The organism is Dyadobacter sp. CY323 (genome assembly GCF_021390245.1).
Lineage (GTDB): Bacteria > Bacteroidota > Bacteroidia > Cytophagales > Spirosomataceae > Dyadobacter.
On the sequence record NZ_JAJUXH010000013.1, the window covers coordinates 145,047 to 171,977 of the forward strand.

Consider the following 26,931-nt stretch of genomic DNA (forward strand, 5'->3'; position numbering starts at 1 on the left):
GATTAAAGTAATTCAATTACCGCCAGTTTCCTGGTCAGAATTATCCTGGTAAGGTTTGGGTTTTCCATAACCGCGCATTAACAAAAGCCCCCCGTCGACTGTGATGGATTCCCCGGTAAGGTAACTCCCGGAAACCAGTAAGTTGACCAGCACTGCCGCCACCTCATCAGCCAGTCCGAACCGGCCCATTGCAATGCCTTCATTAATTTCCTGGAATGCAGCAGGATTTTCACGCGCTTCCCGGGTCATGTCTGTTTCGATGGCCCCGGCCGCAATGGTATTTACTTTGATTTGATGAGGCGCAAGTTCCAGGGCAACGCCCCTCATTAAGGTTTCCAAAGCACTTTTAGACGCCCCATATGTGCTCTGCCCAATCCCCGGACGAATTCCATTTACGGAAGTAATCGTGTAAATGGCCCCCTCGACTTCATTTTTAACCATGCTGCGGGCGATGGACTGCGTAAGGAAAAACGTCCCTTTGAAATTGGTATCCATAAACAGATCGACATCCTGTTCGGTCGTATCCAGAAAGAGTTTTTTGTGCGATACGCCCGCGTTATTGACCAGAAAATCAATCCCCGACATCGCTTCCCAGGCTTCTTCTGCAAGCGTTTTAACCTGCGTCAGATCCGCAATATCTGCCTGAAAAACATGAGCAATGCCGTTTTGTGATCTGACCAACGCGGCAAGATCTTCGGCCTCTTCCTTATTATTCAGGAAATGTATACCTACCTCACACCCTTCCTGCACAAGTTGCAGCACCACTGCCCTCCCTATCCCCCTGTTAGCTCCGGTGACCAATGCCTTTTTGCCTGCCAATCGATTCATATAAGTTTAATTAAGTACTAACAATCATTGAATACTATATTTTCAACTTACATCTCGTTGATTTTAAAGCTAATAGCTAAAAGCCAATTGCTATTGGCTACTTATATTCAGGATATTAAATACCGCCTACTTTCGGATACCAGTCGGGCCGGTATGGATCCTGGTGGAAACGGGCGTAGTAGTCTCCTTTTTCCTCGTAATATTTTTCGTAAAACTTCATCTTGTCCTCATCCAGACTGACACCCAGCCCCGGCTCGGTGGGTACCTTGATGCATCCGTTTTCATATTCCATTTTACCTCCCTCAATGATGTCGTCGGTCAGATAATGGTAATGGGCGTCGCCTGCGAAGGTCATGGTTGGGATTGTGGCGGCTGTATGGATCATCGCCGCGAGTTCAATCCCAAACTCCGCCCCGCTGTGCATGGCTATCCCCATGTTGAAGGTATTACAGATGGCCACCAGGTCTTTTACGCCGCGGGGACCTTCCCAATAGTGAATGTCCGTCAGCACAATGTCCACGGCGCCCAAGCGGATCGCGGGTGCCAGGTCATCAAAGCGTGCGGGGTACATATTGGTTGCGATCGGAATCCGCACCTGCTGACGAACAGACGCATTTCCCTGCAAACCCCAGGAAGGATCTTCGAAGTACTCAATGTTCAGTTCCTCCATCCGCTTACCCATTTGCACGGCAGTCGGCACAGACCACACGCCATTGGGGTCAATGCGGAGACCGAAATCATTGCCCAGCTTCTGGCGGCACAATTCCAGCACCCTTACTTCCTCCTGCGGGGACATTACGCCGGCTTTCAGCTTCATCGCATTCACTCCCAGGGTTTCATGTAATTCCACGCAGTAATCGGCCAGGTCTTCCGCAGTTTCGTCGTGTTTGCCATCTCCGGGCCGATCGTAACGCCAGAATAAATAAGCGATAAAAGGTACTTCGTCGCGAATGCGGCCGCCGAGCAGATCGCTCATCGGCCGGTTCAAAACCTTTCCCTGAATGTCCAGACACGCCATTTCCAGTGCTGCATACAGCCGCGCATTGGACATATAATAAATGCTGCGCAGCACTTTCAGCTTCATGATTTCAAGCTGAAACGGATCCAGTCCGATGATCCTCGGTTTTAGTTTTTGTAATGCGCCACGCTGGTCACCGCCACCTACTTCACCCAGGCCCACAATCCCTTCATCAGTGATCACTTCCAGAATGGTCCTCAAAAAATAGCCGGGGTGTACACCGGTATTATGTCTCAATTGGGCGTTCAGGGGAATAGCCACGCACCGCGTTCTCAGGTCAACAATTTTCATATTCAGATATCGATGGATAATACGTTTTTCTGGTCTTTTTTAATGGAAAATTTCTTTTCAACAACTTGTTTTCCGATTGAGATTTTTACAGAATAATCGCCATAAAACCCGCGGAAAGCGATGGGATTATTATTCTCAACATTCTGACTGACAGATGTTTTCCATTCTTTATTGATCAGCTCATTCAAAGCATAGTAAGAAGGTTTCGGGCTCATATCTTCATTCAAAAATCCGCCATGCCATTTATCTTCGCCGGCCACAGCGGTTCCGTCCGACACATTCCACCAGATGATGGCTTCAACAGCCTGATGACTGAACCAGGCGCGGTAAAAGTTACGCGTCATTTTGGCCTGGTTTTGCAATCCGGTTTCGTTGTCGGGCAAAGTAGGGATCGTGATTTCGGAGATGTGGATCGGCACGTTGTATTTCCCGTAAAGATCCAGCACATCAAAAACCGTTTTCGGAGTGATGCTTTTGCCCGCTACCACATCATAATGCAGCGCCTCGCTGAAAAAGTGGAACTGCAGACCAATGCCATCGATTTTCGCCCCTTTCAATTTCATGTTTTCGATCAGTACATTGTACGGACTATATTCCCGGTGGTAGTTCGACCAGATGCTCGTGGTTTCGTTAATAAAACCTCGGGTCGTTTTCGGGAAACTTTGGGAAAATTGCTGAAATGCTTTAAGCCCGTAATTGTCAGGCATCTGGATCGCATTGCTGTGATACGAAAGCAGCTCGTTGACCACGTCCCAGGTTTTCACACGCTCGCCATATCGCTCGCCGAGTTGCTTGATACGTGCATTGATTTTTTGCTGGATCACCGCCGTATCGCGCGGGAGCCATTCCGGAGTGGAATGCTTTACATTATCCCAAACCAGCGTGTGGCCTTTTGGGGTAATGCCGTTCTTTTCGCAGAAATCCAGTACAGGATCGGGCGGCGGGCGGCGGTAAATTTCCTTGCTCGACGCTTCATATCTGAGATTGCCAGGCTCCGGTTCCAGTGTTTTCCAGTAAAAAGGCACGCAGGCCGTGTTAAAAAAACGCTTAAAAACCTCTTCGTAACGCTTGTTCTGCTCGGGTTTCTGGTAACCGTTCAGCATGAAAATATTAGAGCCGAACTGAAATTCATGGGTCAGCTGGGTGATCTCAATTTTAGCGTTTTTAGGCAGTTTTCCTTTTTTTGAATGAACGGTAATGCTGGCGTCACCTTTGCGGTGGGTTTCAATTCCCTGTTGAATACGCTGCTCCACAGCAGTATCCGACCACAAGGAATCATATCGGCTCTGGCCCGACGCCCAGGTTGCAACGAGGCTAAATGCAAGAAAAACGAAGACTTTTTTCATTGAAATTCTATTTTATCCTTTTTAAAAAATACCAGTGCCGCGATCACAATGAGCACGCCGCCAATTACGTAAGCGATCGAAAGCAGCGACAGCCCCAGCGAAAGCCCGAGTGTAGGTTTGAGTATGCCCAGCATATAAGGTGAAAATGCCCCCGTCAGGAATGCGCACATCAGCATCAGGCCTGATGCCGACGAACGTATCTGGACCGGAACCACTTCATACAATGAGGCGAAAATATTGGAATCGTAAGCTCCCCGGAACACGCCGAAAATAAACAGCGCGGCATAGGTAAAGAACTGCGTTTCTGCCGCGGCCATCCAGAAAATAAATGGCGAAGCGATTAGAAGTGCAATGCCTTGCAGCAGTAATCTGGCTTTTCTGTCCTTTAAAGAAAGCTTGTCAGCAAGTTTCCCGCCGACCAGCACACCGATGACCGCGCCCACGTGGTGATAGAATAACGAACTAAACCCAGCCTCGGCCAGTGAAAGATTGAATTTGGTAGCTATAAAAGACGGCATCCAGGTGAGGTATCCGACATTCACGAAAACCATGCAGGCGAATCCGGCAGTGAGCAGGATTGCCGTTGGTTTCTTGAAAATAATGGCGGCCGTTTTCAGGATTTCGGTTTTTTCCGAACCTGCTGCGGGCATATCCTTTTCCAGTCTCATGAATACCAATACGCCAACAATAATCCCAAAAGCCCCGAATACAAAAAATGCATTTTGCCAGCCGTAGGTTTCACCGATGTATCCGGCAATGACCCCGCTCAGAATGATGCCAATGTAAACGGCCGACTGGTGCAGCGACAATGCAAATGAGCGGGTTTCTTTGTGGTGCTGACTGATGAGCGCATTGGCCGAAGGCGCATAAAACGCCTCTCCCCCGCCCGTTGCGATCCCGCGGAGCAGCACAAACTGAATGAGGGTCGTACAAAAACCGGTCGACAACGTGGCAATGCTCCAGAAGACCAAACTGAAACCGATAATCCGTTTCCTGGAAAAGCGGTCGCCGAAAAATCCCGCTACCGGCACCAGTAGTCCGTAGGTCCACACCAGCGCGGAGGCGATCAGCCCAAGTTCGGCATCGTTAAGGCCGAGATCTTCGCGGATCAGTGGCAGTACCACGCTGAAAATCTGGCGGTCGGCCTGGTTCAGAAAAAAGGCCAGCCATAGTAAGGCAAGTAGCTCCCACTTGTAACCTGAGCGGCGCTGCAACGCATTAATTTCAGTTTTAAAAGACATTCCCGTTTTTTCAGGAGGCAAATTTTCGATCATAACGCGTATAGATTATTCATTTCCAGTTCGTTCAAAGCGCGGTCGAATACAGCCAGGGCACCCATGTTTCCTTTAAAAAAATTACCCATCTCACCCATTCGGTGCACAGCCCCGACTGTAAAATCAGCGCCTTTTTCACCGCCGTCAAATAGTCCCTGACTGTACGCATACGGATTTCGGCCCTCCCGGAGATCCAATGCCCCATTGAGATACGACTTCACGAGCAGGCCATCGTAGGTAAAACCCACCCACGTCCATTCATTTCTGAGCACCGGGGTTTTTCCGATCGAAGCATCCATACACCACTTCTCACCTTCCGTCGGCCCGCCCACGCCCGACACATGGCCGCAAACCTGGTGGGCGCTATCATGTATCCAGAGATTCAGGAAAAGGCAGTATTGTCTTTTTCTTTCCGATTCAAGCCACATTCCGGCTACGGCTTCGCATTCATCGGGCATGAGCGTTTTGGGTTCCCTTTTCACTAATGCCAAAACAGTTACCTGCGCATTTTTACCGTAAATATTCAGTCCGGGGCAGTCCGACCGGGGTATAAAAAGGTATTGCTCCTCCTCCAACCTGATCGAAAAACCGGTACTTGGGCCCGTCTTCTCTACCTCAATACTGCCCGGCCCACCGGGTTGAAGCTGGTAACGGTATTTGCCTTTCGAATACAGACTGCCATCTTCAAAATCCCAGAGACAGACCAGATTTTCGGTATTTAGAATTTTATCAGTCACCTGGTTTACTATTTTGTTTGTCAATTATTGGGTCAATGTTTAACACTTAATCTAACAATGCCCGAACGCTGAAAATCCGGCAATGCAATCGTATTCCCATTTTTTAAAACCATTTCTTTATCCTTCCACGGATCGTAAAAACTGACTTTTGCAACCTTCACTTTAAAAGGAAGCGTTACGGAAAGCCCGGAAAGTCTTGTTGGTTTTATGCCTTGCCCTAATTCTTTTTCCCAGGTGTTAGCCTGATCGCGGCACCAGAGCAGCACCGTTTTTTTGCCTTGCAAACCATAGACTGTGAGTCCGTTTTCTTCTTTTACAAAAGGTTTGAAATCCTCCGTACGCGGATCCAGTCCCCGGATCGCTTTGTTGAAGCGGGCGAGTTGATACCAGAGATGGTGTTTGTCGATATAGTAATCCCAGTGCCAGCTTTGTCCGGGCCCGGCTGCGCCGGCAAAAAACGCCGCATACAAATAATCGTGAAGCATCATTCCGGCCGAATCTTTCGGGTAGAGTTCGGAGGGTCCCGCGTGATGCGCCTGCACCGCCCCGACTTCCGACAGCAGTACCGGTTTTTTCAAGTCCCAATCCTTCAATGTGCGCACGGCATCGTAGGCAAGTTTGTCCATGGCACCTTTGCTGACTTCCAGTTTTGCGCCGGGATCGAGGTACCGGTGAACCTGCGCGATCTGGTTTCCGGGCATGACCGAGTAATTTCGGTACCATTCCGTAGCGGTTTCGGTATCATAGCTGCCCAGGCTTTGCATCACGAGTTGTTTTGGCACACGCCGTTTTACTTCGCCAAGCATTTCGCTCGTCCAGTCTTCCAGTATCTTTTTGTCTTCGATCCGGACCGAATTCATTTCGTTCCAAAGCTCCCAGCCAAAGACCGTGGGCTCGTCGGCATAACGTTTTGCGAGAAATTCGACCCTTTTTAGATACAGGTCTTTGCCGCGAGCGGTTGTAAAAAAGTCTTTCATGGACGAGAGACCGCCGCCGCCGCTTTTGTCGTAAATGGGTTTATCGAACGGGACCGAACCGGCAAACATCGGCGGCAGGTTGGTCAGCGCCCTGAAATTTTCCAGACAAAACTTGATACGTATCCCATTTCGTTTGGCGATTGCAACCAGGCGGTCGATCCGCCGGGCAATCGTTTCGTCGTAGCTGCCTGCTTTTTCATGCTCCACTTCAAAAGCCGGGGCACTGAGCCAGATACGGGTGAAGTTGCCTCCGTTTTTACCTAACTGATCCAGGTAATACTCCATTTTGTTCATGACCGAATCTTCGCTGGAAACAAAGCGCGGCCAGCAGATATTGATCCCCACCGGAATAAAAAGCGCGCCGTTATCCAGTTCCAGGTATGCGGGATTTAGGGTACTCACGCGAACAAAATTGACCGGGCCAGCCTTTTTAACGGCCACGTCGTTGTTGTGCGCGTCTACGTTTGTCCGGATGTACGCGGCACCGCAAAAAACCAAAACCGATAAGATTAAAAAGCTTGCACGGGACATGTAAAAGATCATTTAATGCCGTCACCGTTTTTCTTTAAAGAGAAAACCTCTTCTCTGTATTCGCCCGACTTATCCTTCCAGGTCACGCGGTATTTGCCTTTATATCCCCGAAAATTCACCTTGTTATTTTTGTCTGTTTTGGCAGTGAGCGAGGTCACCCATTCCTGGGTGATGAGTTTTTGCAGCGCGAAAAAGGAGGATTTAGGCTCCATATTTCTGCTGAACAATCCCGATGTGGTCGGTTCTCCCGGGGCACCGCAGTCGTCAACAATATTCCACCAGGTAATGCCCATCATGTTTTCAATGCTAAACCACATCCGGTATAGATTGTAAGCGATCACCGCCTGAATGTCCCTGCCTTTTTCATTGTCGTCCGGTGCGGTAATGGTTATTTCGCTCAAATGGATCGGCAATTTCGCCTGGCTCATAATCTTCATTTTATCCCAAACCATCTTAGGCGTTTCGATCTCTTTTCCGGCTGCTACATCCAGACATTGCTGGGGATTAAAAAGGTGCATCTGAGATCCGAGGATATCGATGCGACGGCCCTTTGCCAGCAGGTCCTTTACCTGGTCGGTGTAGTTCTGGTTATTCATGTAGTCATTGATATTCAGCAGGACATTTTTCGGGAAAACCGCATTGGCCTTCTCGAACGTCCGGTTGGTGTAATCACCGGGAAGCAGATTTCCGTATTTACTGTTTGTGATGGCATCACCGGTCGTTGCATTTCCATGAAAATCAACGGCACTTTCATTCACCACATCCCATCCAGGAACTTTATCCCCATAGTAAGCTGCCAACTCTTCCACTCTTTTGTCGAATGCGCGGCCCACAGCAGCTACATATTCCGGGGCCAGGGCTGCTACTTCTTTCGCAGTAAGTTTTCCCAGCTCTTCCTTGGTGTATTTGGCCAACTTCTGTTTTTCAGCTTTTGAGCAAAACTGTTCGTATAGCCATTCCGGATGCTGCCACTTCGGATTCCCCCAGGCGATTGTATGCCCATAAGGGCGAATGCCCCGGCTGATGCAAAAATCGACAATGGGATCGGGAGCGGGACGACGCCAATGCGGTTCGTTTTTAGGCTTTTTGACCGCGTTCCAGTACGATTCGGTATCCCAGTATTCCTGTCTGAACCGGGGACGGTTCGGTTCCATTTCAAACTTTTTCCAATAAAAAGGAATAGTGGCCGAGTTAAACAAAGTACCAAACAACTCCTTATACCGCCTGTTCCGCTCGACCGTCCCCAACTGATCGTAGTTAAAAATATTCGCCCCAAAGATAAAATCATGCGATATCTGCTCAATTTTGACTTCGGTTCCCGGCGCGACATCTGTGAAATTCAGTGATGCGTCCGCTTTTCTGTACAGATCAATGTCCTTATCGATTTTACTTTGCACGTCGGCATTCCACAATTTCCAGTAACCTTCCGACATGATTTTTTTGGCAGAAGTATAGTTCCATGACGGATTCTCAGGTTTCGTTTGTGAGACGACCGGCGTCGCTGCTGCCAGCGCACTGATCAGTATTACAACTAATTTTACTCGTTTCATTTTTGGGTAAATATCTGGTTAGAGTTTAGGAATAGGCCGCTTTTCAGTAGCCCGGGTTTTGGTCTTTTGAAGGATCCAGGGCGGTATTGAAATTGAGCTCACCGACGGGCACCGGCCAAAACAAATGTTTGTCGGCTACATCTTTTCCGGTAGCTGCCTTAATGATCTGTTTCAGCTTGGGGGTACCCAATCTTTTCAGGTCCAGCCAGCGTTTGGCTTCGTACTGCGTCTCGTACCCTCTCTCAGCTAGCACCAGGTCGTTGAAAGTGTCTGCCGTATAACCGCTCAAAACAAAATCAACCGCAGATACGCTGGTCGCGGGCAGGCCGTAAGCACGGCGATGCACCTGATTCAATGCCTCCAATCCTGCAGCAGTTGGCCCGTTGTTAACACGGTTATCTGCTTCGGCGAATAGGAGCAGAATGTCCGCGTAGCGATAGATCGGAAAATCATTGCCGGCCGCCGTCTGGTTCGGAGCCAGCGGATCCGAGAATTTCTTGCAAAGTATTGTATTCGGCCCCAATCCGATATCATATTTTATCCAGTTGAAGCTTTTCCGCAGATCGGCATTGTTCCAGCCTTTCTGGACCGGGTTAGTCTGGGTGTCACTGTAATGCGCGTAAAAACCGCCTGCGCCGTGTAATTTTGTGCCCGGATGATGCGCAAACATAGCCAGGTACATGCCCTGATTATTTTGCCTGGTCATTTTCAGATAAAATATTTCCTCCGGAGAAGTCACGACGGTGGGGCCAAAAACCTTGTCGAAATCGGCTGCTACCGTAACCGGAACCAATGAATACTTTTTAGACTGAATGACTTCGTTCGCCTTATCGCGGGCTTCCTTGTATTTGTTTTGCGTAAAATAAACTTCGGCCAGAGCCGCCTTCGCTGCCCATTTGGTCGCCCGGCCCAGCTGGGTTTGGGTTTCAGGCAGATTGGCTTCGGCTTCCAACAAATCACTGACAATTAACTTGTATACTTCTTCTACGGGACTGCGCGGCACATTTGGTTCGTCCAATGTAGCTTCCGTGCGGATGGGTACAGCTCCCCAGTTTCTAACAAGCCAAAAGTAATTGTAGGCACGCAAGAACTTGGATTCGGCGACGAATTTGGCAGCATCTGCGGGGCTAATGGACGAACCTTTGGGCGCATTGGCAATGACCAGATTCGCATTGCGGATACCAAGGTAAAACAGCCGCCAGCCATCATCCGTCCTGGGAATGTTCGTAGAATTCAATCCCTGAAAATCACTCAGCACGAGATAGCTTCCCCTACCATAACTGTAATCTGTATACGCTTCCAATTGCGCACCCAGCTGGCCGCTGATCCCGTTGGCCGCACGCAGCTGTTCGTAAACGGCATTCACCGCCGTTTCCACTTCGCCCGCCGTGTTATAGAAAGTTTCTACGGCGACAGCCTTTGGTTTTTCCGTCAGAATATCCTCACAGGACATGAGCAGGAAAAGGGGTATGATTAGAAATATCTTTTTCATGAAAGTTCTGATAATGATTTGGAAAAATTAAAACCCGACCCGGATACCCGCCGTAACCGACTTGGACGTAGGATAGCTGTAATGGTCTATGCCCTGACCCAGCGAGTTCGCTCCGCCTTGTGAATTGGTTTCCGGATCCCACCAGGAATATTTGGTAAATGTGAGCAGATTCTGTCCGCTCACGTAGATCTGAGCCGAACGCATCCATTTTACATTCCAATCCGAAAGTGGCAGATTGTAAGCCAGTTGTATATTCCGAAGCCTCATGTAAGAACCGTCCTCAACCAGCCTGTCAGAATAGTTATAGGAATTGGCTCTGGAAATGACCGGATATTTGGCGTTGGTGTTAGTCGGCGTCCAGTGATTGGTATACACTTCACGGGGCATGTTCAGACCAAAACCGTAGTCGAGGGTGTTGTTGATCGAACTTACATTCACCAGGTCGTTGCCTTGCGTGCCCTGCAAAAAGATAGAGAGTTCCAGGCCTTTAAAAGACATATTGGAATTGATCCCGTAAATAAAGTCAGGATTAGGATTCCCAATAATGGTTTTATCGAGCTGATTGATCACCGCATCGCCATTCAGGTCTTTATAAATTTCTTTTCCAAGTTCATTGTAGCCATTTTTAACATACCCATAAAATACGCTCATCGGCTCTCCTTCCCGAAGCAGGTTTGCATTGTCGCTGATGAGCGTGACGCCAACACTTCCTCCCAGAATATCCGCACCGTTATAGAGTTTGACCACCTTGTTGCGGTTGAAAGATATGTTTGCACCCAGGTCCCATTTAAATGCCTTATCAAGGATAGTTGCGTCCAGAGCAAGTTCAAGTCCTTTGTTCTGGATCTGACCTACATTTTGAATGGTGCTAGTAAACCCAAAGCCTGTTGGCAACTGGACGGTATTGAGCAGATCGCGGGTATTTTTGATGTAATAGTCTAGCGAAAGCCGATACCGGTTGTTGAAAAAAGCGGCATCCACACCAAAATCCAGCTGCTCGGTCGTTTCCCATTTCAGGTTACCCGGCAACCGGGTCCCGGGAGCAAACGTATTGTAGAGTGCATCATCAAAAACAGTTTTCCCTGCGACAAGATTGTTCAGCGTAGCATAAGCCCCGATAGCCTGACTACCCGTCAGCCCCCAGCTGCTTCTCAACTTAAGATCGCTGATGGAAGAGATATTTTTAATAAAGTCCTCCTCCGAAAGCCTCCATGCGAGGGCCGCCGACGGGAAATACCCCCATTGACCGCCTTTACTGTATTTGGATGACCCATCGGCCCTAAAACTAAATGTAGCCAGATACTTGCTGTTATAACTGTAGTTGATCCGCCCAAGGTATGACAGCAGTGTGCTGAAAGAATAACTTGAACTCGGTATGCCCGGAGAATTTGCAGAGCCCAGGTTAGCCGTTTCCGTCACATTGCTCAGAAATCCGACTCCCGATCCTCCCAGACCTTTGTTGAGGAAATCCTGATAGGTAAATCCTGCAACGGCAGATATGCTATGCTTGTCTGCCAGCGTTTTGATGTAGCTGATCGTATTTTCACTTAGCAAACTCGTTGCCCGGCTGTCGGAAACACTGGCAGTTCCCTGCGAGTTGATAAACTTGGTTGTGGTGTAACCTTCCGTAATATCATCGCTGTTTTCAATACCTCCTGAAATCTTTATCGCAAGCCCGTCAAACGGCTTAAATATCAGCGCCGCATTGGCCAGTATCCTGTTGGCGTCGACGTCATCGGTTTGTTCGTTGATGTAGTTCAACGGATTGGTGAGTACATTGGAAATGAAGGGGTATGCGGTTGCAAGCGCCCAGTACGAGCCGTCATCATTATAGGGTGTAAGAGTAGGTGGCGCTGAAATGGCCGCCGATATCAGCGAAGCGCCGCGGTTCCCCCCACCATTGTTTTGGCGGCTTGTTTTGATTTTGGTAAGTGTAGCGCTGTAATTCAGGCTAAACATCTTACTTACATCCGTCGTCACAGCAGCTCTTAATGAATACCGTTTGTAATTACTGCCGATCACGATCCCTTCCTGGTCGAAAATGCTGCCGCCGATAGAAAACCTGGTTTTCTCAGTTCCACCACTTACTGTCAGGTTGTGCGTCTGCATCGGCGCCTTTCTGAAAATCAGGTCCTGCCAGTCGAAGCCTTCGCCAAAACCATCGATTTGGGCCTGTGTAAAATAAGGTGCCACCTTATCTGTGGCCGCCTGCTCGTTGTAGAACATCGCATATTCCTTCGCATTCATCAGATCCAGCTTTTTCCTTAACGTAGCCTGGCTGTAGCTGCCCTCGTAGTCAACTTGCATTTTACCTGCTTTCCCCTGCTTTGTCGTAATGATCACGACGCCATTGGCGCCTCTGGAACCGTAAATGGCTGTGGCAGAAGCGTCTTTGAGGATTTCTATGCTTTCTATATCGCTATTGTTAATAATGGTCGGATTGGTTCCTGAAGTGGGGAAGCCATCCACCACATAAAGCGGTTCGTTGGCACCCTGGACCGAGTTCGTACCGCGTATCCTAACGCTCACGCCCGCTCCCGGCGCGCCGGTATTCTGTGTTACCTGAACCCCCGGGGCCCTGCCCGACATGGCCTGAAGGACATTGGTTGCCGGAAAAGCATTGATCTCTTTGGCTTTAACCTGAGACAGCGATCCCGTCAGGTCGCTTTTTTTAACCGTGCCATAACCTACTACAACCACCTCCGATAATTGCTGATCGTTTTGCTGCAGGGTTACATTAAGAATGGATTGATTCGCTGTGCTGAGTTCCGTGGAATTGTAACCCACAAACGAAAATATCAGAACCGCGTCACTTGCCGGTAGCCCGATGCTGTAAGCTCCCTGGGAGTCCGTCGTTGTTCCCTGAGTTGTTCCTTTGATCAGGATACTGACACCGGGCAACGCTTCCCTGTCAGATCCTGTAACCTTGCCCGAAACGGTCCGGCTCTGTGCATTTGCGCCATACGCATGCAAAAGCACACATATCGCTAAAAACCTCACGTAAATTATTGCTTTCATCAGGTTGAGGATTACTTGTTAATTTTATATTATAAAATTGAATTTTATTTTATAACAATATTCACACATTAGAAATCTCGTTCCAAATTTTATATCCACTTTTTTACATTTATTTTTGATAATGTCCTAAATACGATATGACAGACTACAAAAAAAGGAGGCACTTTAAGCCTCCTTCGGTTAGAATTTACCCCGGATCAATGTTTGAGTTTCTGAGAAATACGGTCGGCTGTTGATTTGAGCTTCTCAACAAGTGCTATCTTATCCATATTCATGTACCTGTATTCCGGCAGATAAATACTGAGGCTTGCGACGACTTTACTGTTTTTCTGTATGGCAACAGCCAGGCCGATCACCTGCCTCCCGGGCAGAACTTGCAGGGCACACCGCTCTGCCCTTATTTTTCCAATCGCCTCCATTAAGCCTTCCGGACTGTGCGCCTCCTTCCAAACCAGTTCAGAGGGAAGTCCATATTTGGCTATAAAACGCTCTATATCAATGTCAGGCAACATAGCCAGCAGCAATCTTCCCGAAGCCGAATCATAAACATGCTTTTCCTCCGCAGTTCGCACCTGCAATTCCTGCTCAGCGCTGATCCGGTGGATAACAATCCTGTTTTCTCCATTCAGAATAGCCAGGAGGCTGTTTTCATTGATCAAAGCAGTCAACTTTTCCATTTCCGGCGCCGACATCTCGATCAGGTCTTTGCGATAGGCATCGTTGCCTGACAACGTGTACGCCCTGCTTCCAAGCACATATCCCTTCTTTGTTCCGACCTGTTCCAGATACTTTCTGGAAACAAGCGTTTTGATGATGTTGGCGCACGTTCCGTGATTAAGGCCAAGGTTATCAGCAATGTCGCCGAGTGACCTCGGTTTTTCTGGGTTGGCCGAGATGATCTCCAAAATATCTAGCGCCCTATTAATAACCTGTATCATTACATTTAAATTTTACAATATAAAAGTAACAATTTCAGGATAATAACATTGCCTGGGATTTGCAATTTTTTACGGATTAAAGAATTCGGTGTCTTTTACCATCCCCAATCGAACCGGTAGCCGGAAGCTTTTAAGTTCTGCTGGGAATGGGAATTCCTGGAAACACTACTGGCGTTTTTCGGACACTTTTACCAATCGGAAGGAATGGAAAACTGGTTTGTTTGCATTGTAAATCGTATCCACTATTTCCGGAAGGGTCTTTGTTATTTCCTTTTGCCTGGGTTTGTTTGCCAGATAGGATTTAAACTGACCCTGGTAGTAGTTGTATTGAGGGCTTGTTTTAAACTTTTCTTCCAGACGCGTGTTCAGGAATGCTACCTGAGTCTCCCTGGAAGCGTCTTTGAGGGAATCGGGCAGGTGGTGGATCTGAATGGTGACAATATTCCTGTACATCGCCTGGACTTTGCGGTGTTCGGCGTACAAATTCATGATCTTAACGGCCTGCTGGTACTGGGGCGTGTTTGTTTTCGATGCCAGGTTCACTCCTTTCTTTAAGTCTTGTGAAGCATAAATGCCGATCTCATTGTCGTCGATAAAAAGCCGGTAATTTCCTTTCGAAAGCCTTTCAACCTGCAAAATTTCCTGATTAAGATCATCTGTAAATGGCACCAGGGCCAAAGCCGGCGCGATGTCTTCTCCGGCAGCGGGAAATGGCAGACTTTCCTCCTTCACCGTAAAGCGGACACTGTCTTTTCCGAAAACGAGCTCTTTTATCAGGCAATTAGCGCTGTATTGATTACTTTCTTTAACATTAGCCCGCACTTGAATTTTGGAAACATATCGGCTTCCGCCCGTCGATTTTAAAAACTGGTAGGCCATAATCAGATGGCCCGGCGCGGCCGGATGCACCCGGTCTGGTCCGATGATCGTTGCTTTCGGGTCCTTTTGCTGGATTTGTTTATTTACTTCGGTCAAAATGGTCCAGTAATCCACGGTGGGAAGTTTGTATTTCTCCGCCAGTTCCTGCGCGTAGCCTGCACATTTTTTAAGAGCGTCATTCACACCAAAGAAATTTTCAGTTGGCAGGTCTGCGGTCTGGTCGTAAATAGACGGGGTCTGAAGAATAAGCTTACGTCCATTCTCGAGTAATTTCGGGACAATGATTTCCAGGTTTTTGCGGTACACTTCCAGAGCCTGCTGCTTCTTCTCTTCAATCCCGGGTTCGTTTGCTCTGGATTTGGCATATAAATTTCTATTCACATCATTCATCCCGATCATCAACACGGACCAGGTGGGGTTATGAACCAGAATATCAGTTTCCATTCTGTTGATGATGCCCTGCGTTACATCCCCGGAAATACCGCAGTTGATGAACACAACCTTTCTTTCAGGATAACGAGTTGCATAATACAGATTGATAAAGTGATAGAACTGCGCGTTGTTGGTGATGCTGTTGCCGATAAAACAAATCTTGTCGCCGTCTTTAAAAACGGGACCTTTTTCCAAAGACTGCGAGGTAGCCAAATGGACAACCAGGGAGAGGTATAAAGTAAAATGGAGGATTTTGGATACAGGTCGGCTGAGCATTTCTTTGAGTTTCATGCAAAGGTTTAGATGAGATAACAAACTAGTTAAAAACACACAAAGGTCGCACTGAGGGGAATCTATCTGAGTTGGTGATGGCGGTGGATATAAGGAAGCTCTAAACGAATTGAAAAAGACCGGTAAATTTCAGGGCCTTATTTTGTGAAAGCCGGGCGAAGTGCCTGTATATGAACACAGATTGCTCTTGGCTGCTGACCGAGAATAGTGTACCTTTCGCGAATGCAAGCTACTATCAATATACTGATGATTGATGACGATCTGGATGATCAACATCTGATTGAGAGCGCGTTTAAGCGCCAGCCAGTTGATTGTAAATGGACGTTTGCCAGTGACGGCCTGGAAGGACTGGAAAAACTTGAAAGCCTGAAAAGTCCGCCGGATCTGGTTTTATTAGACCTCAATATGCCCCGAATGAGCGGCTTTGACTTCCTGTTGGCACTCAAACGTAAAGTTATGACCCGAATGGTGCCAGTCATAATTTTAAGCACATCTTCACTTCCACAAAACGTAGCCAGAGCATACCAGCTGGGAGCGTCTCAATACTACGTTAAGCCAAATAAGGTGATGAACCTGGAAGCTGTTGTAAGCGATATCCTGAAGTTTGTTGCTGTTTAAGCTTTCCCGCATCATAGCTCAATAATGATAAATTTATCCTTACCTTGAACTGGATGACACTCTCATCAGCTCGTTAAGAATTTCGGGTGAAAGTTGGCGGTTTATACCATGCCTTCTGAACTGCCTCTCTTTTCGCGCTACTGTCTGAATCAAATCAACGTATTTGGTCTAATCTGTTTTTCGATTGCATCCAGCAGATCCTGGAACGGCTTGTTAAACTTTTCAATCCCCTCGTCTTCCAGCTGTCTTGTAACTGCCGACATATCGATCCCGGCCTCCTCTACTCTTTCCAGTATCCTCGCTGCGCCGTCGGGATCGTCTTCCAGCCGGCTTGCCGGATCGCCATGATCGCGAAACGCTTTGAGCGTGTCCATTGGGATGGTATTGACAGTATCCGGCCCGATGAGCGCCTCTACATACTTGGTATCCTTAAAAGCAGGGTCTTTACTGCTGGTGCTCGCCCATAAAAGCCGCTGAGGGACAGCACCTTTTTCAGCCAGTTTTTTCCAGCGATCTGTACTGAACACGCGTTTGTATATCTGATAAGCCATCTTCGCGGACGCAATTGCGACCTGTCCCCTCAACTCACCAAGTCCCTTCTGGTCTAAAAATGGGTCAACTAAAATGTCTATGCGGCTCAAAAAGAAGCTGGCCACCGACGACACCTGTCCTAATGGCAGGCCATCTTGCGCCCGTTTTTCCAGGCCTGCGATATATGCCTCTGCAACGGCTTCATAACGGTCCAGGCTAAAAAGCAAGGTAACATTGACATTGATGCCTTCACTGATCGCCGTTTCGATCGCAATCAAACCAGCCTCTGTCCCGGGGATTTTAATCATTACATTGTCCTTGTCGACTTCCTGCCAGAGCTGGCGAGCCTGCTTGATCGTGGCTTGTGTATCCTTTGCCAGAAAAGGGGAAACTTCGAGGCTTACATACCCGTCGGCTCCGACGACCTCCTCCTCGTTATAGACCGGCCAAAACAGATCGCAAGCCTTTTTGATGTCTGATACGGCAACAGCAAAGAAGATTTCTTCATTTGATATACCGCTTTCTGCCAGCTCTGCAATGTCAGCGTCGTAGTCGGAGCTGCTGCTGATGGCCTTTTCGAAAATGGCAGGATTGGAGGTTACTCCCCTGATTCCGTCCTGCTCAATCATTTTTTGCAACTCGCCGGAAGCGATGACTTTGCGGTCTATGAAGTCCAGCCAGATGCTTTGACCGAAGTCATGTATTTGTTTTACTTTATTTGTAGTCATAACCGATGTGTTTTTAGAATGTGTTGAAAAATTGGGTGGTCATTGCCGACTAACCCAGCCTTAACGGCACCTTTTTACCTGTGCGGGCAGATTCGTAAATGGCCATCAGTATTTTTACGTCCCGCATTCCCATTTCTCCCGGTACACGCGTAGGCCGCCTGTTTTTAACACAAGAAGCAAAGTCGTCCATTTGCAATGCCTGCTGGTTGACTTGTTTGAAGTCAATTTTATCCAAACTGCTTTTTCCGGCAATGCCAGAATATCCATACGCGGGACTTAATTCATACCAACCTTTTTCTGCTTCCACGCGCAAAAGATTCCCTTTGTCCGCATAGCTTGTGGTGCAGTATGAACTGGCGCCGCCGGGAAAGTCCAGGGTAAACTCCATGGACTGTTCTACGTCCGGAAATTTTTCCTTATCCGTCTTTGGTCCTTCTTTCGCGGTCACACCGACCGGGTTTATCCCCATTGCATAAATGGAACCCTGGACGCAATATACCCCAAGGTCCATTACCGGGCCGCCACCCGACCGTTTGCGGTCCAGTCGCCAGACTCCTGCCTCCATTTCCTGGCTATCGATAGCGCGTACCTTGGTAATTTTCCCGTGCACTTTTTCTTTCCCGAATTTGGCAATCGTCATGTTGTGTGGCTCAAAATGGAGGCGGTACCCGATGGAGAGCATCTTACCTGCATCTTTACAGGCTTTGATCATTGCCTCACAATCTTTTACGCTTGTAGCCATGGGTTTTTCACAAATCACATGCTTCCCGGCTTTTGCGGCCCGGATGGTGTATTCGGCATGCATGGAATTGGGCAGTACCACATAGACAATATCGACTTCCGGGTTATTCTTAATGGAGTCGAAATTTTGGTAGTTATAAACATTTTTGTCCGCAATATCATATTTACGCTGCCACTTGGAAACCTTATCAGGAGTGCCGGTCACAATTGCGACAAGCTTACAAGACTGGGTTTCCTGTAACGCCGGCGCGAGCTGTTCCTCACTGTACTGTCCCAGCCCGATCAGCGCTATTCCCAGCTTTTTATCCTGATTACCCGCTAACCCCAAAACCTGGTCACTAAGCAAGCTCAGGCCAGGTACTGCGATAGCCACCTGCCCGAACTGCTGCAGAAACCGCCTTCTTTGATGAAAATAATCCATAATCTTATGTTGATGAAGTGTTAAGTATCATTGCTCCGTACGCTCTACTTTGTAAGTTTCCATTATGCATAGTTGGTTTTAGCTTAATGTAACCTGGTCTGACCGGCGGAATCCGGGCGGCTAACAAAAAACGTACCAACAGGCAGTCGAACGCAAAGGAGAAGTTTAGGGCAGCGAATTCTTGGACACATATACCACGCCCCTGCCGCCTTGACTGTTGCAAAACTTAAATGCCTCACCTGAACCGCAAACTGCATCACTGCCCACGACATAAAGACGCTGCTGATCGTCTAAAAAAAGGCTTTGTATCTGATGAAGTTGTGGCAGATCAACCCTCCGACCAGTTGACGTAATCACACCGGGAGTATTGTATGTGCCGGTAGTTGCATTTGGCCCGTCTAAAAAAACTCTGTTGATCCCGTAAGTATCTTTGCCGGGCGTTACAATGGGATTTATCAAAAATTTGTCAGCAGATCCGTATTCCGGAATATCGTATAAAACATGATTTCCACCCGTGTACCGCTGCCAGGACTTGCCATCATTCACGCTGTAATTATCTGCGGTTATGAGCATTTGTTGGTAGGCAGCTTGCTTGTTCTGGTTAACTATACCATTCATTGCAAATAAAGTATCCTGATATTGCACTATGCCAAATAACGTGGCAGTCGATTCATGGACCTGCTCCCAATGCTTACCTTGGTCACTCGTTCGAAACAGCTTCGACCCGGTTGAGATCACGACCGTTTTATTATAATTTCCCCAAACACCTAATATTGTGTGGTCTACGGGCGCTTTCAGGGTGTACCAGTCGGGATATTCATCCAGAACCGTATCCTGCTCAATGATATCAACATGAGATCCCGGCCTTTTACATGATAAGGCAGCAATGATGAGTAAGCAATAAAGAACAACCTTCATAAGTGCTTTGATTAACTTAAATTCGAATTTTCTTCTCTACTTGGGGGCAGTAATTCGTTGGTTCAAACCAAATTACCTGCGGGACCCAGGTTATCCGTAAACTGTTAACAATGATCTTTTCCGATACTTCGACGATCGTCGGGCGGATGCGATACAGCTTCATGCAAAAGCAGGCTTGATTGAACTGAATGCATCCTGTATAACACCAATGATAATGTAGAATTTATAAACTTCCAAAAATGATGAGAATTGGCATTATACTTTTTTTAACGCTTCTAGCGATCAGCGACATCGAATGTATCGCACAAATTGCATCCCGAAACCAGCGTAGATCAGAAATTGCCACGGGTGCCGACCAGACTGACAAATATTTGTCTTATCTCAAAGGAAAACGAATTGGCCTGGTTGCAAATCAGAGTTCCGTGATCGGCAGGAGAAGCATTGTAGACAGCTTAACGAGCCTTGGAATCAAAATCGTAAAAGTGTTTGGACCTGAGCATGGTTTCAGAGGAAATGCCAGCAATGGAGCTGTGGTGGGCAATGAGATAGATGCCAAAACTGGTATTCCAATCATTTCTTTATATGGCAAAAACCAGAAACCAAATAAAGAACAGCTGGCGGATATCGACCTGATGGTCTTTGATATTCAGGATGTGGGCTGCCGCTATTATACCAATATCAATACGCTCGAGTACGTGATGGAGGCCTGTGCTGAAAACAACAAAGAACTGCTCATTCTTGACCGTCCCAATCCTAACGCATATGTGGTAGACGGACCGGTCATGACGGACGATAAATTTAAATCTGCCATTGGGATCCATTATACACCCATGACGCACGGCATGACGATCGGTGAATTTGCGCAATACCTGAATGGCGAAGGGTATTTGAAGGAACAATGCAAACTGAAAATTATCAAGGTAGCCAACTATGATCATGACAAGCCTTATGTGCTGCCGATAAACCCCTCACCGAATTTAAACACACAGCAGGCTGTGATGCTTTTCCCGAGCCTATGTATGTTTGAAGGAACAGCGATTAATGAAGGCCGGGGAACTTATATGCCTTTTACTATTTTGGGCGCACCTGCATTGAAAGGCAAGTATCCGTTTTCATACAAACCGGTCAGTATTCCCGGAATGAGTGAGAAACCAAATCACAAAGACTCTGTTTGTTACGGTCTTGACCTCCGCAATTATGATATTGCCAAGCTTCGCGAGAGCCGCCAGATTAATTTATCGTGGTTAATCGAACTATACAATGCCTATCCCGATAAAGCCCATTTCTTTACCCAAGGAAGAGCCAACCAGGATGTATCCGCCTTCGATCTGCGCATTGGCACCGATCAATTAAGAAAACAGATCATAGCGGGAGTATCGGAAGCTGACATCAGAAAAAGCTGGGAACCCGGATTGCAGAAGTTTAAAGCCATACGGATGAAGTATCTCCTATATCCGTAATGCATACGCTTTCCTGACAGCAGAGTACAAACACGGGAGCAGCCTGCCTGTTTGTTAAGCTGCAAATGTAATTCAGTGACACCTACTTAACCTTGGTTGAACTGATCGTTATAGTTCTGTTGTTCGATCTGTTGCTCCTTCTTAATAGCCTCTTTTTCGTGCGGGAAATTGGATTCCGGTGTGAGCGAGTAGGGAACGTTCTGCGGAATGTAATCTTCGGCCGCACCCGGCTTGCTGTAATCGTACGGCCAGCGATATACGGCGGGCAACGGGCCTGGCCAGTTTCCGTGCCCGGGATGGACCGGCGTCGTCCATTCAAGCGTATTGGAGTGCCATGGATTGCGCGGTGCCACTTTTCCAGTGAAAATGCTGCTGATGAAATTGTATAGGAAAATGAGCTGTGCAACGAATGTCATAATCGCTGCATACATGATAAATGTGTTCATATCCAAATACTTATTAGTAAACTCGTAACTGGTGAATGCGTAATAACGCCGTGGGAAACCAGCTATGCCAATGTAATGCAGCGGCACAAACACCATGTATACGCCAACGAATGTGAGCCAGAAATGGACCTGCCCCATCGTATAATTCATCATTCTGCCGAACATCTTGGGAAACCAATGGTAAACACCCGCCAGCAGCCCGAACGCCGAAGCGGCACCCATAACCAGGTGAAAATGTGCAACAACGAAATACGTGTCATGCAACTGAATATCCAATGCACTGTTTCCCAGGATGATTCCCGTCAAACCACCCGAGACGAAGAAGGATACCAGACCAATTGCGAACAACATGGCGGGCGTAAAAATGATATTTCCCCTCCATAATGTTGTAATGTAATTGAAGGCCTTCACTGCCGAAGGAACGGCAATAATTAATGTAAGGAACATAAAGATGGAGCCCAGAAACGGGTTCATCCCGGAAACGAACATGTGATGCGCCCAAACGATAAAGGAAAGAAATGCAATGCCCAGCATGGAAGCGATCATAGCGCGGTAACCAAAAATAGGCTTCCGCGAGTTGGTCGCCACGATCTCCGAGGTGATGCCAAGCCCGGGTAAAATCACGATATAAACCTCTGGATGGCCTAAAAACCAGAAAAGGTGCTGGAACAGAATCGGACTTCCCCCTACATTATGTAATGCTTCGCCATTGATATAAATGTCGGAAAGGTAAAAGCTGGTGCCGAAATGCCTGTCAAAGACGAGCAGCAATACGGCTGAAAACAGCACGGGAAACGAAATCAGTCCCAAAATCGCCGTGATGAGAAATGACCAGATCGTCAACGGCAGCTTGCTGAATGTCATCCCGCGCGTCCTTAAATTGATAATAGTGGTGATGTAATTGATCCCGCCAAGCAATTGGGAAACGATAAAAAGTGCCATACTAACGAGCCAGAGCGTCATACCAGCTCCCGAGCCGGGATGCGCCTGCGGCAATGCGCTGAGTGGCGGATACACAACCCATCCTCCCCCGGCCGGGCCGGTCGAGACAAACATGGAAGAAAACATTACTACACTGGCCAGGAAAAAAAACCAGTAAGAAAGCATGTTCATGAAGCCCGAAGCCATATCCCGGGCGCCTATCTGCAATGGAATGAGGAAGTTGCTGAATGTGCCGCTCAATCCTGCCGTCAGAACGAAGAAGACCATGATCGTTCCGTGCATCGTGACCAGCGCCAGGTAAAAGTTCGGGTCAAGTTTGCCCGTAGCAGTAACCCAATCACCGATCACGGGTCTGAGCCAGGTAAAATCCGCATCTTGCATGCCGAGCTGTATCCGGAATAGGATCGACATAAACAGTCCAACTATCGCCCAGAAGATCCCTGTGATCAGATATTGTTTGGCGATGGTTTTGTGGTCCTGCGCGAAAACGTATTTGAACCAAAAATTTTGCGGCTCGTGATGGTGTGCCTCCTGCGCATTGGTTAGTAGAGTTTCTGATGCTGATGACATATCAAGTGGATGTTTAGATAAAATTCTCAATACATATGATGACCTCCGTTTACACTGAGATTGGAACCGGTAATGAAAGACGCCTTGTCGGACACCAGGAAAGAAACCGCTTCGGCCACTTCTTCGATGGAACCTAAGCGTCCGACAGGGATTTGTGCCACGATCTTTTCCCGGATGTCTTCGGCAACTGCCATTACCATATCGGTGCCGATATAGCCAGGCGAAACCGTGTTCACAGTCACACCGTGCCGGGCAACTTCCAGCGCAAGGGATTTGGTAAAACCGTGAATGCCGGCTTTGGCTGCGCAATAGTTTGTTTGCCCGAATTGTCCTTTTTGGGCGTTAATAGAAGAAATGTTAACGATCCTTCCGAATTTCCGTTCAATCATGCCGTCGATAACATGGCGGGCACAATGAAAAACACTGTTCAAATCCGTGTTGATCACATAATCCCAATCGTCCTTGGACATTTTGGTAAACTTTTTATCCTTGGTCACTCCGGCATTATTGATCAGGATATCTACCGGCCCAATCTTTTCTTCTATAGACTTTATCATCTGGCCCACCGAGTCAAAATCACCCACATCTCCCAGTTGAATATCTATTTCATGTTCCAATGCGGTAAGCTCTTCTTGAAGCGCCGCACCTTTTTCTGCGGAGCGGCAATTTCCAACCACCCGGTAACCGCCTTCACATAAGACCTTGCATAGCGCAACGCCAATCCCGCCTGTACTGCCGGTAATGAGCGCCACTTTTTTACCATTACTGTCCATGTTGGTAGATTATAAAGTTTCTGACACCGCACTTTTTTCCTCAATAAACTTCAAAAGCTCATCGTTAAAAGCCTCTGGCATCTGATAAGGAAGATAATGCCCGCATGCAGGCACCGTGACCAATTTAACGTCGCGGATTTGTGAGCTCTCTGCGGCTAATAACCTTGCAAAATCCTCTCCGCGCATGTATGGCCAGGGACTTATCAAGTCTTCTTCACCAACCAAAATCAGGCAGGGTTGGGTGATCTGGTGTAACACTCCATTGATTCCTTCAAGCAGCATTGCTTCCACAGAACGTGACAACAGGATCCCGAAATGGGCTGCTTCATGCTGATACAATGCGATCCCGTTTGCAAATTCAGAAGCTAGTTCGAGGTGGTTGGGAAACCCCAGGATCTGGTTGAGCCGGTTATGCGTAAATGCATTTCCACTTGCCACAATTCCAGTCATCGTATTGATAAGCATCTGCCTTTCAACGGCAGTGTAAGGTTCTACACCCGATGGAGAAACCAGGACAAGCTTGTCAGCAAGTACAGGCTGCTTTATCGCAATGTTAACCGCAATCTGCCCACCCATGGAATGACCTATCAGCGTTAATGCCGGCAAGTCAAGCTTTTTGATAAATGAAATAACACATTGCGTATAGAATTGAATGGTGTAGGGAAAGTCGCCCTTATCAGACAACCCATGACCCGGAAGGTCGAGGGCAATGCATCGGAAGTCTTTTGAAAGGCTATCCATGTTCTTGCCCCAAGCCGAAAGATCCGTACCCATCCCGTGAATAAAAAGTAACACGTCCGCACCCCCGATTCCTTCATCGGTGTAGGCTATTTCAATGTCGTCATCGATTCTTGTTTTCTTGACGGCATACGGATATGCGACGGGCTCGCCAGGCACTTTTTCAGTAAGCGGCATTTTAGCCGAAGGGGAACGATTCCAGAAATTATTCCAGGCATTTAGCAAATTAAACATCAGTATCTCTTTGTTTTAACCATGAAACAATACCGGGCGCAAGTTCTTTTTGCGACCTCGAACCTACAAAAACGCCTATATGACCGCCCTCAAACCGGGTCAGGCACTTGTCTTTGCTACCTACAAGCTCATTAAGCGGAATGGATGCATCCGGTGGGACTAAGTGGTCTTGCTCTGCATAAATGTTCAGCAGCGGAACGGTAATCTCTGATAAATTGACAATCCTTGCGCCTATTTTCAATGTTCCTTTTACCAGTTTGTTCTGCTGGTAAAGGTCTTTCATAAACTTCCTGAAACATTCGCCAGGCTGACTGGGACTATCTGCAATCCATTTTTCCATCCTTAGAAAATTGAGCAACTGAGCCTGTTTGTCCACGGCGCTCAGCATGTTGATATATTTACTGGTTTTGAGCAATGGTTTGAGCATTTCAAAACCCGTATTAAGAAGCTGTCCTGAAATGTTTCCGTAACTGTCTACCAGCGAGTCTACGTCCAGGTGCCTGGCCCATAAGGATAGCATGTCATCTTTTGTATGAAAGTCAATGGGCGTAACGAGGGTAATCAGGTTTTTGATTTTACCAATGTGCAATGCGGAGTAAATCACACTGAATGTCCCGCCCTGGCAAACACCCATCATGCTGATTGATTTCTGATTGGATTCGTGCCTTACAAAATCAACCGCATCATTCAGATATCCGCAGATGTATTCCTCCATTGTATTGAATCGATCTTCTTTTGAAGGATATCCCCAGTCGATCAGATACAGATCAAGACCTGCTGATTGCAGATTACGGATAAAACTCCGGTCGGCCTGAATATCCAGCATGTCATGGCGGTTCACCTGCGCGTAAACAAGGAGCACGGGTGTTTTGAGCAGCGCCGGACTGTCACACTCGTAATGATACAGCGCAACATTGTCCTTTTTCCAGACCATTTTCTTTGGCGTGTTTCCAACATCCAGCGCCTCAATTGTTTTGAGTGCTTCATAACTTTGCGCAAGCTTGCTGGTCACGGTGGCAAACGCGTGTGGCATAACTTCGTCCATGCTGTCCCCTGGCTAGAATGTTATTCAGGATCTGATTTTTTCTCACGCAGCATTTCAGAAACGATCCGCTCCAGTTCACTGATGCGGGCACGCAATTCGTGATTGGTCTTATGCACTTCATCCAGCTGCGATTTCAGGACAACGGGATAGGGTTCCAGGAAACTTTCTATTTGTTTTTCATGCAATCTGCGCATCTCCGCATGCAGTTTTAGCAGCTCGCCTTGCAAGGCCGCGTACTCTTCCGTATTGAAAAGAGCCACAAACTCCTTTTCATTGATCGTTGCCCATTCGTTGTAGAATGCGTCAAAGTTTTTATCGGATTCGCCTTCGAGCGATTTTTCGGCAACCGACTGCATTACTTTCTCCCAGGCAGATACACTCGTTTTATAAAGCAATGCCTGCATCTGGCTCATCTTGGTCGTATAGTCATTCCAAAGCTCGGCCAATTTTGTAAATGACTCTTTTGCAGCCGCAGATCCGGTTGACATTTGCCCGAAGTATGGCATAAAGCTCTTTTGGGCCGTTTGGAATAAGCTGCTATAAAAGTTCAGCATTCCCTCGGGATTCATTTGAGACATTCCATTAAAGAAAGGCACGCCATTTCCAGCCATATGCCCGAAATTCTTCCCGTTCTCCCCCATCGTCGAAATCCACGTTGACATTGCTTTGGTATATTGATCATAAAAGCCCTTCATAATGCTTTCATCAATTCCGAAAAGTTTGTCTACAAAAGATTTGAATGCCTCCTGATCAATGAACTTCCACATGTTCTTGTGATCCAATGGGCCGTTTTCCATCTGACGAAGCACAGGCTGCCACAATTCAAAAAAGCGCGTATAAATGTCCACGCTTTTGAGCATATTCGAGAAGGCATCGCGCATCTGGTCGCTACCGAAGGGATTAAAAGTGCTTCCCGGCTTACCAGATGTCATATTTTCCATCATGGACTGATAACCTTGCATCCATTGCTTCTGGGTCTGCTGCATATTTTCCCAGCCTGCATCACCCCCATCTTTCCAGCCATTGGCCATCGTTTTCCAGCCATCAACCATGTTATTGGTAGTCTTATACCACGCGTCAAAAACACTTTCTTGTTGTGCCATATGATATCCATTTTTTGCCGCGGCGACTATTAATATCATGCCAGCAAATAGGGTTGTTTAG

Annotated in this window: 21 protein-coding genes; 2 read left to right on the plus strand and 19 right to left on the minus strand. The window is 47.5% G+C overall.

What is annotated here, in order from left to right:
• Window positions 1-12: 12 nt before the first annotated feature.
• The 11 genes from LZG72_RS19260 to LZG72_RS19310 form a co-directional block, all read right to left on the minus strand.
• A complete protein-coding gene (locus tag LZG72_RS19260) occupies window positions 13-828 on the minus strand; it encodes an SDR family NAD(P)-dependent oxidoreductase (protein ID WP_233876133.1) in 816 nt (271 codons plus the stop codon).
• 115 nt (window positions 829-943) lie between these two features.
• On the minus strand, window positions 944-2,137 hold the full coding sequence (locus tag LZG72_RS19265) for an enolase C-terminal domain-like protein (protein WP_233876135.1): 1,194 nt from the start codon (window positions 2,135-2,137) through the stop codon (window positions 944-946).
• A 2-nt stretch (window positions 2,138-2,139) separates the two neighbouring features.
• A complete protein-coding gene (locus LZG72_RS19270; RefSeq protein ID WP_233876137.1) occupies window positions 2,140-3,483 on the minus strand; it encodes an endo-1,4-beta-xylanase in 1,344 nt (447 codons plus the stop codon).
• Window positions 3,480-4,757, minus strand: a complete 1,278-nt coding sequence (locus tag LZG72_RS19275) for an MFS transporter (RefSeq protein WP_233876139.1) — start codon at window positions 4,755-4,757, stop codon at window positions 3,480-3,482. The genes LZG72_RS19270 and LZG72_RS19275 overlap by 4 nt, the downstream gene beginning before the upstream one ends.
• Window positions 4,754-5,518, minus strand: a complete 765-nt coding sequence (locus LZG72_RS19280; RefSeq protein ID WP_233876141.1) for a LamG domain-containing protein — start codon at window positions 5,516-5,518, stop codon at window positions 4,754-4,756. Before LZG72_RS19280 ends, LZG72_RS19275 begins: the two co-directional genes overlap by 4 nt.
• 8 nt (window positions 5,519-5,526) lie before the next feature.
• Window positions 5,527-7,002, minus strand: a complete 1,476-nt coding sequence (locus LZG72_RS19285; RefSeq protein ID WP_233876142.1) for a cellulase family glycosylhydrolase — start codon at window positions 7,000-7,002, stop codon at window positions 5,527-5,529.
• Between the two features lie 8 nt (window positions 7,003-7,010).
• Entirely contained in the window at window positions 7,011-8,552 is a 1,542-nt protein-coding gene (locus LZG72_RS19290) for an endo-1,4-beta-xylanase (protein WP_233876144.1), read from the minus strand.
• A 43-nt stretch (window positions 8,553-8,595) separates the two neighbouring features.
• A complete protein-coding gene (locus LZG72_RS19295) occupies window positions 8,596-10,044 on the minus strand; it encodes a RagB/SusD family nutrient uptake outer membrane protein (RefSeq protein ID WP_233876145.1) in 1,449 nt (482 codons plus the stop codon).
• A gap of 27 nt (window positions 10,045-10,071) precedes the next feature.
• Window positions 10,072-13,062: a TonB-dependent receptor gene (locus tag LZG72_RS19300; RefSeq protein ID WP_233876147.1), complete on the minus strand. Its 2,991-nt coding sequence runs from the start codon at window positions 13,060-13,062 to the stop codon at window positions 10,072-10,074.
• A 197-nt stretch (window positions 13,063-13,259) separates the two neighbouring features.
• Window positions 13,260-14,000, minus strand: coding sequence for an IclR family transcriptional regulator (locus LZG72_RS19305; protein ID WP_233876149.1), 741 nt, complete (start codon window positions 13,998-14,000; stop codon window positions 13,260-13,262).
• 165 nt (window positions 14,001-14,165) lie between these two features.
• Entirely contained in the window at window positions 14,166-15,602 is a 1,437-nt protein-coding gene (locus tag LZG72_RS19310) for an SGNH/GDSL hydrolase family protein (protein ID WP_233876152.1), read from the minus strand.
• 222 nt (window positions 15,603-15,824) lie between these two features.
• On the opposite strand from LZG72_RS19310, the gene LZG72_RS19315 reads away from it, so the two are divergent.
• Entirely contained in the window at window positions 15,825-16,220 is a 396-nt protein-coding gene (locus LZG72_RS19315) for a response regulator (RefSeq protein WP_233876153.1), read from the plus strand.
• 149 nt (window positions 16,221-16,369) lie between these two features.
• On the opposite strand, the gene tal is transcribed toward LZG72_RS19315, so the two are convergent.
• The 3 genes from tal to LZG72_RS19330 form a co-directional block, all read right to left on the minus strand.
• On the minus strand, window positions 16,370-17,479 hold the full coding sequence (gene tal, locus LZG72_RS19320; protein WP_233876155.1) for a transaldolase: 1,110 nt from the start codon (window positions 17,477-17,479) through the stop codon (window positions 16,370-16,372).
• 49 nt (window positions 17,480-17,528) lie between these two features.
• Complete coding sequence (locus LZG72_RS19325; protein WP_233876157.1) at window positions 17,529-18,641, minus strand: Gfo/Idh/MocA family protein; 1,113 nt, start codon at window positions 18,639-18,641, stop codon at window positions 17,529-17,531.
• A 165-nt stretch (window positions 18,642-18,806) separates the two neighbouring features.
• Window positions 18,807-19,559, minus strand: a complete 753-nt coding sequence (locus LZG72_RS19330; protein WP_233876159.1) for a hypothetical protein — start codon at window positions 19,557-19,559, stop codon at window positions 18,807-18,809.
• 239 nt (window positions 19,560-19,798) lie between these two features.
• On the opposite strand from LZG72_RS19330, the gene LZG72_RS19335 reads away from it, so the two are divergent.
• Window positions 19,799-21,019, plus strand: coding sequence for an exo-beta-N-acetylmuramidase NamZ domain-containing protein (locus LZG72_RS19335; RefSeq protein WP_233876161.1), 1,221 nt, complete (start codon window positions 19,799-19,801; stop codon window positions 21,017-21,019).
• A gap of 86 nt (window positions 21,020-21,105) precedes the next feature.
• On the opposite strand, the gene LZG72_RS19340 is transcribed toward LZG72_RS19335, so the two are convergent.
• The 5 genes from LZG72_RS19340 to LZG72_RS19360 are packed head-to-tail and all read right to left on the minus strand — an operon-like array spanning window position 21,106 to window position 26,870.
• Window positions 21,106-22,977: a cbb3-type cytochrome c oxidase subunit I gene (locus tag LZG72_RS19340; protein WP_233876162.1), complete on the minus strand. Its 1,872-nt coding sequence runs from the start codon at window positions 22,975-22,977 to the stop codon at window positions 21,106-21,108.
• A 26-nt stretch (window positions 22,978-23,003) separates the two neighbouring features.
• On the minus strand, window positions 23,004-23,750 hold the full coding sequence (phbB, locus tag LZG72_RS19345; RefSeq protein ID WP_233876164.1) for an acetoacetyl-CoA reductase: 747 nt from the start codon (window positions 23,748-23,750) through the stop codon (window positions 23,004-23,006).
• Window positions 23,751-23,759: 9 nt separating this feature from the next.
• Window positions 23,760-24,722, minus strand: a complete 963-nt coding sequence (locus LZG72_RS19350; RefSeq protein WP_233876166.1) for an alpha/beta fold hydrolase — start codon at window positions 24,720-24,722, stop codon at window positions 23,760-23,762.
• A complete protein-coding gene (gene phaC / locus LZG72_RS19355; RefSeq protein WP_233876168.1) occupies window positions 24,715-25,767 on the minus strand; it encodes a class III poly(R)-hydroxyalkanoic acid synthase subunit PhaC in 1,053 nt (350 codons plus the stop codon). The genes LZG72_RS19350 and phaC overlap by 8 nt, the downstream gene beginning before the upstream one ends.
• A 20-nt stretch (window positions 25,768-25,787) precedes the next feature.
• A complete protein-coding gene (locus LZG72_RS19360) occupies window positions 25,788-26,870 on the minus strand; it encodes a poly(R)-hydroxyalkanoic acid synthase subunit PhaE (protein WP_233876169.1) in 1,083 nt (360 codons plus the stop codon).
• Window positions 26,871-26,931 lie beyond the last annotated feature (61 nt).

Excerpts from the sequence above, each read along its gene's own strand:
- LZG72_RS19290 (WP_233876144.1), bottom strand. The coding sequence starts at position 8,552 with ATGAAACGAGTAAAATTAGTTGTAATACTGATCAGTGCGCTGGCAGCA.
- LZG72_RS19300 (WP_233876147.1), bottom strand. The coding sequence starts at position 13,062 with ATGAAAGCAATAATTTACGTGAGGTTTTTAGCGATATGTGTGCTTTTG.
- LZG72_RS19270 (WP_233876137.1), bottom strand. The coding sequence starts at position 3,483 with ATGAAAAAAGTCTTCGTTTTTCTTGCATTTAGCCTCGTTGCAACCTGG.
- LZG72_RS19265 (WP_233876135.1), bottom strand. The coding sequence starts at position 2,137 with ATGAAAATTGTTGACCTGAGAACGCGGTGCGTGGCTATTCCCCTGAAC.
- LZG72_RS19315 (WP_233876153.1), top strand. The coding sequence starts at position 15,825 with ATGCAAGCTACTATCAATATACTGATGATTGATGACGATCTGGATGAT.
- LZG72_RS19285 (WP_233876142.1), bottom strand. The coding sequence starts at position 7,002 with ATGTCCCGTGCAAGCTTTTTAATCTTATCGGTTTTGGTTTTTTGCGGT.
- LZG72_RS19325 (WP_233876157.1), bottom strand. The coding sequence starts at position 18,641 with ATGGATTATTTTCATCAAAGAAGGCGGTTTCTGCAGCAGTTCGGGCAG.
- LZG72_RS19350 (WP_233876166.1), bottom strand. The coding sequence starts at position 24,722 with ATGTTTAATTTGCTAAATGCCTGGAATAATTTCTGGAATCGTTCCCCT.
- LZG72_RS19360 (WP_233876169.1), bottom strand. The coding sequence starts at position 26,870 with ATGGCACAACAAGAAAGTGTTTTTGACGCGTGGTATAAGACTACCAAT.
- LZG72_RS19335 (WP_233876161.1), top strand. The coding sequence starts at position 19,799 with ATGATGAGAATTGGCATTATACTTTTTTTAACGCTTCTAGCGATCAGC.
- LZG72_RS19295 (WP_233876145.1), bottom strand. The coding sequence starts at position 10,044 with ATGAAAAAGATATTTCTAATCATACCCCTTTTCCTGCTCATGTCCTGT.
- phaC (WP_233876168.1), bottom strand. The coding sequence starts at position 25,767 with ATGGACGAAGTTATGCCACACGCGTTTGCCACCGTGACCAGCAAGCTT.
- tal (WP_233876155.1), bottom strand. The coding sequence starts at position 17,479 with ATGACTACAAATAAAGTAAAACAAATACATGACTTCGGTCAAAGCATC.
- LZG72_RS19275 (WP_233876139.1), bottom strand. The coding sequence starts at position 4,757 with ATGATCGAAAATTTGCCTCCTGAAAAAACGGGAATGTCTTTTAAAACT.
- LZG72_RS19260 (WP_233876133.1), bottom strand. The coding sequence starts at position 828 with ATGAATCGATTGGCAGGCAAAAAGGCATTGGTCACCGGAGCTAACAGG.
- LZG72_RS19310 (WP_233876152.1), bottom strand. The coding sequence starts at position 15,602 with ATGAAACTCAAAGAAATGCTCAGCCGACCTGTATCCAAAATCCTCCAT.
- LZG72_RS19340 (WP_233876162.1), bottom strand. The coding sequence starts at position 22,977 with ATGTCATCAGCATCAGAAACTCTACTAACCAATGCGCAGGAGGCACAC.
- LZG72_RS19305 (WP_233876149.1), bottom strand. The coding sequence starts at position 14,000 with ATGATACAGGTTATTAATAGGGCGCTAGATATTTTGGAGATCATCTCG.
- phbB (WP_233876164.1), bottom strand. The coding sequence starts at position 23,750 with ATGGACAGTAATGGTAAAAAAGTGGCGCTCATTACCGGCAGTACAGGC.
- LZG72_RS19330 (WP_233876159.1), bottom strand. The coding sequence starts at position 19,559 with ATGAAGGTTGTTCTTTATTGCTTACTCATCATTGCTGCCTTATCATGT.